We start from the raw sequence: 9,356 nt of genomic DNA, 5'->3' as shown, positions 1-9,356 counted from the left end.
GCCGAATGAATGACGGCGCGGTGTCCGACGGTGACGTAACTTTCTAAAATGGTAGGTTGTCCGGGATCGCCATGCACGATCGCGCCATCTTGAATATTTGTATAGGCACCGATCTCGATCTGCTCGACATCGCCCCGTACTACAGCACCATACCAGATACTCGCGCCAGATGCGATCGAGACTCGTCCCATCACAGTGGCGTTCGACGCGACAAATGCAGCCGCAGAGACATTTACAGGTGTCCAGAAGGTGGGTAAGTTTGGGTGGTGAGGGGATTGAGTCATGCGGATTGCGGATTGGCGAGTGTTGCTATGGATAAATCTGTTGACTTTGTAAAAAATAAGTCCAATTTGTTAATTTGATGCTCGATTGTGGATCGATCGAGGGTGGAGATAGGCTCAAGTTTACTCGATGTCGATCGATATCGAAAAGGGATAGGGGTAATTCAAGAATTACCTCTATCCCCTTTGAAGTTGAGTCCCAAAAGATCTCAGCTCATCTCTGTGCTTTCGCACTCGGATGAGCTGTAAATTTATTCTTCATCATCATCATCAGTATCTTCCATCTCTTCCTCAGCTTGTTTGAGCGTATTGGCAGAGACAGGGACGCCAGTATTGAGCTTATCCAATACCTGCTGTTGGACTTTAGCTACAAACTCGGCGTTTTCTTCCATGTACTTGACGGTGTTGTCGCGTCCTTGGGCGAGATTGTCGCCCTCATAGCTGTACCAAGCACCACGACGGGTAATCACGCCAGTTTCTTCGGCGAGATCTACTAAACAACCGACAGTAGAGATACCCTTGCCAAAGATGATATCGAACTCGGCAATACGGAAGGGTGGTGCGACTTTATTTTTGGCAACTTTGACTTTGACGCGGTTACCATATTCGCCTTCATTAGCACGTTTGAGGGTTTGAATGCGGCGGATATCTAGTCGTACCGATGCGTAAAACTTAAGTGCGGTACCACCAGTGGTGGTTTCGGGACTACCGTAAGTGACGCCGATTTTTTGGCGGAGTTGGTTGATAAAAATTACCGTACAGCCAGACTTAGAAATACTCCCAGTGATTTTGCGCAGAGCTTGGCTCATCAGTCGCGCTTGTAAACCCATGTGCGAGTCGCCCATATCGCCCTCTATTTCCGCACGTGGTACTAGTGCCGCTACCGAGTCTACTACTACGATATCGACAGCCGCAGAGCGCACTAATTGATCGACGATTTCTAAGGCAGCTTCGCCAGAGTCGGGTTGTGAAACCAGCAGATTGTTGATATCTACGCCTAGTGCCGCAGAATAGGTCGGATCTAGGGCATGTTCGGCATCGACAAAGGCGGCAACACCGCCCGATTTTTGGATTTCTGAGATGGCGTGCAACGCGAGGGTGGTTTTACCAGAACTTTCAGGGCCATAAATTTCGATGACTCTACCTTTGGGCAAGCCGCCACCCAAGGCAATATCTAGAGTCATCGCCCCGCTCGATATGGTTTCTACCCGCATCCGCTGGGCATCACCGAGACGCATAATCGCCCCTTTCCCAAAAGATTTTTCGATTTGGTTGAGGACTAAATTCAGGGCTTTCTGTCTGTCTGGGCTATTTGTGATTTGGGTTGCCATTAATGCCTCTATGAACAAGGGGAAAGTTGATGTTAGCTTGCCTTAGTTTAACTAGCAAAAGCTTGGTGCATAGGTACTATTATACTCCCGATGGGGTCTAAAAGTCAAAGTTTACCGCACTGTCATTCGTATAATACCCGCCATTGCGCGATTAACTCCCAAGCCGATAATTCTAAATTTTTTTGTTAAGAATTGTAAAAATTGCCTATAATAGAGATATATAAAAACAATCTATTTGCACCCCCATGTCTAAATCGCAACCATCCGAGCAAGAATTGCTCCAAAGTATCCTCCAACCCTTGCTTGTAGACTTTGAGTACTGGTTTGGTCGATCGAAAGAATTGTTAGAACGGGAACGCATTGCTTTTCTGAGTCCTAGTGCCCAATCCGAGCTACTAGCCAAAGTAGAACGCGCCCAACAAGAGGTCAGTGTTGCTAAAATGTTATTCCAAGCCGTCGGCGGACAAGCGGGGATTGAAGCCAGTCAAATGGTGGGTTGGCATCAAATTGTCACTGAATGTTGGCATGTTTCGATGCAGTTAAGACAGTCGGAACAGTCTAAGATAGAAGAGTAAGGGTGACCTCGGTTATCTGAATTTCTCATAAAAGCTGAATCGATAGTCCAAACATCTCCCCGTGCATGTTGCTTTTTTCGATCTGCTGACATAGATCTGCCAGATATCGCCCCAATATTCCTTTGCTACCTCTATTCTTGGCTCTTTGTGTAGGACAGTGACATGTTACAAATAATTTATCTAATTGCCTTCACTATTTTGGCATTTCTGGCGATCGGCAATCTGATCCGCAGTCTGATTGGGTTTAGCATGGATGCGTCACAACCTAGATCGATAAACAATCCCAACTCCCCAGGTTATCGCTATCGCTCTGGTGCGGTGCCTCATCCCGAATTGCTCGATGATTTGGGCAATGTCACTACCGAGCCATTATTAATTATGAAGTCGATTAGTATCGAAGATGCACGGACGAGACTAGATGCGTTGTATCATAACGATCTGCCTCGTTCGGCTGAGGGTGAGAATTAACATATCTCGCGCGCTGGGCTGAGGGTAAGAATAGATCTTCACCTAGCATAAATTGAAGTGTTGACACCCGTGCGCAAAGTAGCATACCTCCTGATTTTGACGATTGCGATCGCGATTGTCGCCTGTCGCAATCCTAACATTCCTTCAGGAGGGGAAACTCAAGGTAATATCAATTTGCTGATGGGGAATCCCTCTCAAGCAACTAGTTCCCCTGGTAATTCCGAAAACTACCTACTCGTGCGCCCTCAATACGCGCTATCTTATTCTAAAAATAAAGGCATTCCCAATTGGGTGGCGTGGCAGCTAAATGAGTCGTGGCTGGGAGACGCACGCCGCGTCGGTAAATTCGCACCAGATGACGCTTTGCCAGCAGGCTGGGAGCGCGTCAAGCCTTCGGACTATACTGGGAGCGGATTCGATCGCGGTCACATGACAAATTCGGAAGATCGCAGCCGTTCGCCAGAGGATAATATTCAGACTTTCTTGATGACGAATATTCTGCCGCAATCGCCCGATAATAATCAGGGGCCATGGGTAGGTTTAGAAAATTACTGTCGTCAACTCGTTAGATCTGGAAAAGAATTATTTATTATTTCTGGCGGACACGGACAGGGTGGCATCGGTAAAAATGGCCTCAGAGCGACAGTAGGGCAAGGTAAAGTGTTAGTACCTGCTGTCACCTGGAAAGTTATTTTGGTACTAGATAAGCCCAATGCTGGCGTGGCTGGGGTCGATAAAAATACCCGCACGATCGCAGTTATTATGCCGAATAAGCAAGGGATTAAATCAGATCCTTGGCAACAATATGTGACTTCAGTTAAAGATGTCGAAAAGTTAACTGGATACAAATTTTTTACCAGCGTACCTGCGGAAATTCGCGAGGTTATTTACGCACGGATCGATCGATAATCATCACTTATCGGTAGAATTACTAATACCATTAATTAACTCCTGCATATCGATCGATTGTGACGAGCTAGATTGATAGATTGGTCTACCGACTGTTGCATTTTGGAGCGATTGATATAAATCTGCAACAATCTTATTAGCTTCATTAGCATTTTTGACTGTAAATAAGATATCTTTTTCTGTACATGCTTTACCTTGAAAACTCAGAGCACAAAGTATGCCCAGACCATTTTTATTATTTGACTGAGGAGCAAATTTTTTAAAATCTCCTCGCTGCCAAGCTGCTTGGAATCGTTTAGAAACAGTCTCACAACGCTCTAAAGGAGACATATTTTTAAATCCATTTTTCCAGACTACTAGCGTTCGCTCTCCTTCAGTTCCTTTGACTTGAACTACAGTCGCAGGCATCATCTTTCGCTCTCCTGAATCTTGAATTTGAACGCGTCCACAGTAAAATGCTACATCCAGATGTTGGGGTTGAGCTAGAGTCGGTTGTAAAGGTAAGCTAGCGATCGTGAATGATAGAGCAATTTGGTAGCAGAGGATTTTCATATTGGTCGATTGATTGAAAAGAGATTACAGATATTTGCGCTCGATTATTTTCTCAAGTTGCATGTTTAGGAAGCAGTACTAAGTTCGATCGTAATATGAATTTCCAGAGCATAAAGTAAAGGCTTGGAACAAATCAAACTTAGTTACTACGATCGTGTGATTATAACGAGTCGATCTGTCGTGAGAGTGCGTTAATTTCTCGATTGTAATTATTTAATTTAATTGCATATGCAGTAATAAATACAAAATGCTCTGCGCCTAGACGCAAAGCAAGAATTTAACTACTCGATCGATCGGATCTATTTATTGCCGTAGAAAGATCCACCAGGCCCGTTACCATAAAAAGGATCGATACTCGGTTGCGGTGTTGGCGAAGACTGGGGGTCGGGACTATTTTTACTGCGATTATCCATTTCTCGCTCTGACATTTCTTGACTGAGATCGCTGCCTTGTTGAGTAGTACTTGTATCGCAACCGACGAGTGAGATGGAAACTAAAGCGATTAATACATAACTAATTAATTTCATGGGACTGTTCTCCTGGTTTAAAATTCTATCGTTATTTTCTAGTTCGGACACTTTCGATGAGATTATGCACGACTAATTAGAGAACATCCAAAAGTATAATTAATTTCTACTAGATATTTTTGATACCATGAGTGCAACAAATAAGGGTATCCCATAACGATCTGGAATACCCCTATTTGATAGCCACGATCGGCATTAAATTAGCCTATTTTTAACGACTGATAATTGCCTCAATCATCAGCCCAACAATTTTTGCCGATCTGTCATTTTGTCGATCTTGTAAAATTCTTTGTTCGGTAATATATCTTTGTTGAGCTGCTGGTGAAAGACTCAGAAAGTATCGATAACGGCGATCTGCTTCGACCCGCTCTCGTTCGCTAGCTTCTTTACGCGCTAGATCTATTTGTTCTTGTCGCTTGGCGTTAAGCTCGCGGATTTCGCGACGTTCTTGGAACTGCTGATTCTGTAGATCGATTCGATCTTGTCGCTGCTGATTTTGTCGATCGATCCGATCTTGTCGCTGCTGGTCGCGATTTTGCTGCTGTTGTTGCTGTTGGTTGAGGCGATCTTGTCGCTGCTGTTGTTGCCGAAAGATGGAGAAGACATCCCGAACGATGAGATTTCCACTTGCCTCAGTCGCACTCTTTGAAGGACGATTGGAAAGATTTAACTCTTCGATCGAGTGCATCACTGTTGTCGAGTTAGATGAGGACTGGCTGGCTGCAAAGCTGGGAGCGGTATTTAAGCCCATCGTAATGGCAATAATCGCTAACCCTGAAATCGATTTCATGACAAATAACTCCTAATGTTTAAACCTCAGTTAAGGATCGAGCTAACACAAACTACACTTTCAATCTAATTTTACTTCACTGTGTTAGCTCCTTAAACTCTACTTCGGACAAGTCCGATCGAATTATGCAGCTCGATCGAGGCTAAGATGCTCGATCGTGTAAATAACCCCACCGACTAAGAGTATCCCGATCGAGGTAATGAAGATTGGTACTATTTGACCGAATATTAAAAATAGGACGGCGATCGCGATTTGACCGCCGATAGCTAGAGGGAGAAATAACTGCCGCTGCCACATGATTATTCCCGCCAGGACACTCCATAAAAAGATCCAGATGAATTCCAAGCCGATCGACCGATTACCGAGCAGTGGGAGGGGATTTTGGGGGCGATTGGCACGGATAATTCGATCGAGTTCGATCGCTTTTCTCATAAATGGGGCGATCTCTTTTTCGTTAGTAATGCCGACTAGAACGATCTTGCTGTCGAACAGTTTTTTAATTTCGGAGGGAGACAGCTTGGCGATGTCACTAAAATTGACTCGATCGATCTTGGCTGAAATTCTTGATAATGAATTTTTGGTTAATAAATTGGAATTCCAGGTCAAATTGTGCTGTCCTGATGGCAGGAGCTTAGATCTTTTTAGCAGAGCTTCGATCGATGATTGGCGATCGCAACTAGATGGCTCTGGATCGTCGGCATTGGTGGTATTAGCATGGTTATTACACCTATTGACGACATTAGATCGATCGAAGATGGTCGGATTGTTACTGATATTGAGATCTATTCCCCAGGTAACTTGCTTGGTCGTTCGTTCTACTTTTTCGACCATTTCAATTAACTCGCTGTCATCATTGAGAGTATTGCCAAAAAAATAGGCTCGATCGTAATTGACGATCGCTACTTGGGATGGCTGTGGAGAGATTGCGGCTTCTGTGGTTGTCTGGATATAATCGATAATATTTGCTTCGATCGGAACTTTTGCTAGCAAAGTTGGCTGTAATTTTAGCAGGATCGCCGATACGATGAAACTAATTCCTACAGTTTTCCAAATCCGGTATTTAGGATGAATGAGATCGCGACAAAATGCTCTGACTCTGAGTGGAGTCCATGCTCTGAGAGGTGTTGTCGATAAATCGCGCCAGGTTACATGGTTACTGAGGGGATTGTAAAATAAAATTGGCAGCCAATCAGCTACGCTTGCAAATCCACCTTCAGATAAAATCAATCGTTCTCTGGCATATTTAAAAGCTGCTGGAAAGCTGTTACCTCGACTGTAGCGATCGAGTAAATCTTGTAAAAATTGTTGAGCGACGAGATTGGGTATTTTCTCGCGCATGACGATAATATAGGGAATATTGACATCGCTCAATTGTTCGGCTAATCCTAAGCCACTACAACAGTTAAAAATTGCAATTTGCAATCCCCGATTGACAGCTTTTTTAATTTCTATTTTCAGCCGACTAATTTCTAGAGGCGTATCGTTATCTAGATAGATAATTCCTGTTTGAGTAGCTGCATCTTCTAGCGTGTCGCCATGTCCGTTAAAAATAAAAATATCCCAGGGTAGATCGCAATTTAAAGCATTACCAACATCATAAGCAGAAATGGTTTTTAATATTTTTGGCGGACTTGCTTGAGGGAGAGTTTTTAAAAAATCAAGATTGAGATTTAATTGCGGATCTTGCCCGATCAGTCCGAGTGTATTTACCTTACCATTACATTGTGGCTTAGTTGCAGATAGCTTGGTATTTCTCGGTTTACAAAATACTTCTACTGCATGAGTACGATCGGTAATAAAATTCCAATAATGCCAAGGTAATCGCCAAATATCGGCTCGTTCGCTGACAATAATAACTAGTATCCGATCGCGAGGAGCGAGATCGCTTCTCAATTTATTGACATTCTCTCCAAAGTCGCCGCTATTAAGCCAGTCGTTTATCACTACGGCAAATCGATCGTTTATCTCTTTAATATCGTGACTGGAGACATTGCGTACTGTTACAGCCTCAAAAGTTGGAGCTAAAAAATTGAGATCGCCCGATAATCTAATAACGTGAGGATATAAAGTCTGCCACTCATTTAATAATTGCTTTAACTGTGGGTTGGGAGGTAAATAACTCCGATTTTCCCAGTGGGTGGTGCCAGCATACTTGAGATCGATATTGACAGTATTAAAACCATCTTCGATCGAGCCAGTGCCCAGTTTAATAATAATTTCGATCGAGTCCATTTTTGATATAATTATATTTATTCCACTTAAGCTGTTTGAATATACCGATCGTGATGCAAGGTTTTCATATATAAGTTTTTAAATATTTGCCACGTTTTTAATTATTTAAATCACTACAAGCAAATTATCGATCGAACAATAAAACGCTCGATTGTGCTAGCGTTATCTAGTTTAATTTGAATATTAAACTCTTCACCTACTGGACAAGTAAATCTAAGCAACTGAATATAGTTATCATTTAAACAATAAAACGCTCGACTGCGTTAGCATTATCTAGTTTAATTTGAATATTAAACTCTTCACCTACTGGACAAGTAAATCTAGGCAACTGAATATAGTTATCATTCGTTCTTGCTACTGCTGTCTGTAAACATATACCATTTTCATCTAAATAGTTTAACTGTAACTGTGCGGGCAAATAGCGAGAACCGATGGCTGGATGCACTCGCACGACGACGCGGATCTGTTCGGCTGATTGAGGAACTAACCCGATCAAGAGAATAACAGTTTCTTGCTGGAGATTGACTTGTAAATTAATTAATTTCGATCGTTCGATCGTCTGGTTATCGCTAGGCGAAAGTACCGCATCAGAGCGATAGCTGTTCCAGCCACTAGCGATCGTATTTGTAAATTCCTGACGTACCCAATCCATCAATTTAAAGCTCGGTACGGATGCGCGATCGATCGATTGGATATTTGCTCGTATTTGGGCTGTTTCCTTCAGGCGAGTATAATATAATTGCGATCGCAAGTTGGGATTATTTAAAATCGCTCCCCATGATGGGAAATCGATGTTAAATCGCGGCGAGTAGGGTGAAGGCACGCTCAATTCTCGAATTAAATCTAAGGCGGTATCTAAAGATAAGCTCGGTAATTCATCAACAGTAGTGCGTTCGGATAGTTCTAATTCTTCAGCCAAACTGAGTAGATCGAGATTGTTGACTAAGAAATCGCTATCCAAACTATAAGTGCGATCGAGTGCATTATATTGTCCTCTTTCTTTAAGGAATCTATGGGATGTAAAGCCCCAAATACTCATTAAGTTAGATTCTAAATCTATTTGTACGCCGAGATAGTAATCACCCAACCAATTGGGTAAATCCACCCATTCTTGAGGGATTCGTAATTCACTGCGATCGAGTAATTCGGTAGGAACTAATATAACTCTAGTTTTACCTATATCAATGGCTACGCCGAGTACTAGATCCCACATTGCAGGAAGTTCTGTTTCAGAAAAGCTCGATCGATTAGCAACTTCTCCTGCTGTTAACCAAGTCTGAAATTTATTTAAGCACAATCGATTTAGTCGCGCATGATGTAATCCGGTATCATTGGCATAAAGTTGGAAATCGGGCTGGGCTTGTTCGATATCTGTTGGCGCGATTTCTAGCCAGGTACTTTCAGGATCGATCTCTTTAATTTGTTCCAGGATTAATAGCATTAGTAGTTACCTTTTTTATTCTGTGACGGTATTGGGTAAGTTTGAATGGGGGCTACCCTTTATATACAATTCCGCTAGACTTCGTTAGCGGTTGGTGTACCCCCCAACCCCCCTTATAAAGGCAGGAGGGCTGGGGTCGAAAATCCCCTCCTCTGCGTTGGCGATAGCCTGCCGTAGGCACAGGCAGACGCTACGCGTTGGCGTAGAGAAGGAGAGGGTTTAGCGAGACAAGACAGGGGTGTCCGTAGGG

The 9,356-nt window shown here is 43.2% G+C and carries 10 protein-coding genes; 3 read left to right on the top strand and 7 right to left on the bottom strand.

Annotation, left to right across the window (positions count from 1 at the left end):
• Positions 1-284 (bottom strand): gamma carbonic anhydrase family protein (locus tag C7B77_RS16205; RefSeq protein WP_425430826.1); only part of this gene is annotated, 284 nt, incomplete at its 3' end.
• 248 nt (positions 285-532) lie between these two features.
• Positions 533-1,612 (bottom strand): recombinase RecA, encoded by a 1,080-nt coding sequence (recA, locus tag C7B77_RS16200; RefSeq protein ID WP_106306896.1) that lies wholly within the window; start codon positions 1,610-1,612, stop codon positions 533-535.
• A 245-nt stretch (positions 1,613-1,857) separates the two neighbouring features.
• Here recA and C7B77_RS16195 point away from each other — a divergent pair, with 245 nt between their 5' ends.
• The 3 genes from C7B77_RS16195 (at position 1,858) to C7B77_RS16185 (ending at position 3,564) form a co-directional block, all read left to right on the top strand.
• A complete protein-coding gene (locus C7B77_RS16195; RefSeq protein WP_106306893.1) occupies positions 1,858-2,187 on the top strand; it encodes a DUF2605 domain-containing protein in 330 nt (109 codons plus the stop codon).
• Positions 2,188-2,349: 162 nt separating this feature from the next.
• On the top strand, positions 2,350-2,655 hold the full coding sequence (locus C7B77_RS16190; protein ID WP_106306891.1) for a DUF2973 domain-containing protein: 306 nt from the start codon (positions 2,350-2,352) through the stop codon (positions 2,653-2,655).
• 57 nt (positions 2,656-2,712) lie between these two features.
• Positions 2,713-3,564 (top strand): DNA/RNA non-specific endonuclease, encoded by an 852-nt coding sequence (locus tag C7B77_RS16185; protein ID WP_106306888.1) that lies wholly within the window; start codon positions 2,713-2,715, stop codon positions 3,562-3,564.
• Positions 3,565-3,567: 3 nt separating this feature from the next.
• On the opposite strand, the gene C7B77_RS16180 is transcribed toward C7B77_RS16185, so the two are convergent.
• From C7B77_RS16180 to C7B77_RS16160, 5 genes are all read right to left on the bottom strand, one after another.
• A complete protein-coding gene (locus C7B77_RS16180; protein ID WP_106306885.1) occupies positions 3,568-4,116 on the bottom strand; it encodes a COP23 domain-containing protein in 549 nt (182 codons plus the stop codon).
• A 299-nt stretch (positions 4,117-4,415) separates the two neighbouring features.
• Positions 4,416-4,643, bottom strand: a complete 228-nt coding sequence (locus tag C7B77_RS16175; RefSeq protein WP_106306882.1) for a hypothetical protein — start codon at positions 4,641-4,643, stop codon at positions 4,416-4,418.
• 211 nt (positions 4,644-4,854) lie between these two features.
• Positions 4,855-5,433, bottom strand: a complete 579-nt coding sequence (locus tag C7B77_RS16170) for a hypothetical protein (RefSeq protein ID WP_106306879.1) — start codon at positions 5,431-5,433, stop codon at positions 4,855-4,857.
• 123 nt (positions 5,434-5,556) lie between these two features.
• Positions 5,557-7,665, bottom strand: a complete 2,109-nt coding sequence (locus C7B77_RS16165; protein ID WP_106306876.1) for a CHASE2 domain-containing protein — start codon at positions 7,663-7,665, stop codon at positions 5,557-5,559.
• Between the two features lie 238 nt (positions 7,666-7,903).
• Entirely contained in the window at positions 7,904-9,106 is a 1,203-nt protein-coding gene (locus tag C7B77_RS16160) for a DUF1822 family protein (RefSeq protein WP_106306873.1), read from the bottom strand.
• Between the last annotated feature and the right edge of the window lie 250 nt (positions 9,107-9,356).

The sequence above is a fragment of the Chamaesiphon polymorphus CCALA 037 genome, from assembly GCF_003003845.1.
GTDB classification, from domain to species: domain Bacteria; phylum Cyanobacteriota; class Cyanobacteriia; order Cyanobacteriales; family Chamaesiphonaceae; genus Chamaesiphon; species Chamaesiphon polymorphus.
The sequence above is the reverse complement of the archived record's forward strand: the minus strand, read 5'-3'. Positions and strand labels throughout refer to the sequence as shown.

Coding starts and splice junctions, on each gene's coding strand:
- recA (WP_106306896.1), bottom strand. CDS start 1,612: ATGGCAACCCAAATCACAAATAGCCCAGACAGACAGAAAGCCCTGAAT.
- C7B77_RS16195 (WP_106306893.1), top strand. CDS start 1,858: ATGTCTAAATCGCAACCATCCGAGCAAGAATTGCTCCAAAGTATCCTC.
- C7B77_RS16190 (WP_106306891.1), top strand. CDS start 2,350: ATGTTACAAATAATTTATCTAATTGCCTTCACTATTTTGGCATTTCTG.
- C7B77_RS16180 (WP_106306885.1), bottom strand. CDS start 4,116: ATGAAAATCCTCTGCTACCAAATTGCTCTATCATTCACGATCGCTAGC.
- C7B77_RS16175 (WP_106306882.1), bottom strand. CDS start 4,643: ATGAAATTAATTAGTTATGTATTAATCGCTTTAGTTTCCATCTCACTC.
- C7B77_RS16170 (WP_106306879.1), bottom strand. CDS start 5,433: ATGAAATCGATTTCAGGGTTAGCGATTATTGCCATTACGATGGGCTTA.
- C7B77_RS16165 (WP_106306876.1), bottom strand. CDS start 7,665: ATGGACTCGATCGAAATTATTATTAAACTGGGCACTGGCTCGATCGAA.
- C7B77_RS16160 (WP_106306873.1), bottom strand. CDS start 9,106: ATGCTATTAATCCTGGAACAAATTAAAGAGATCGATCCTGAAAGTACC.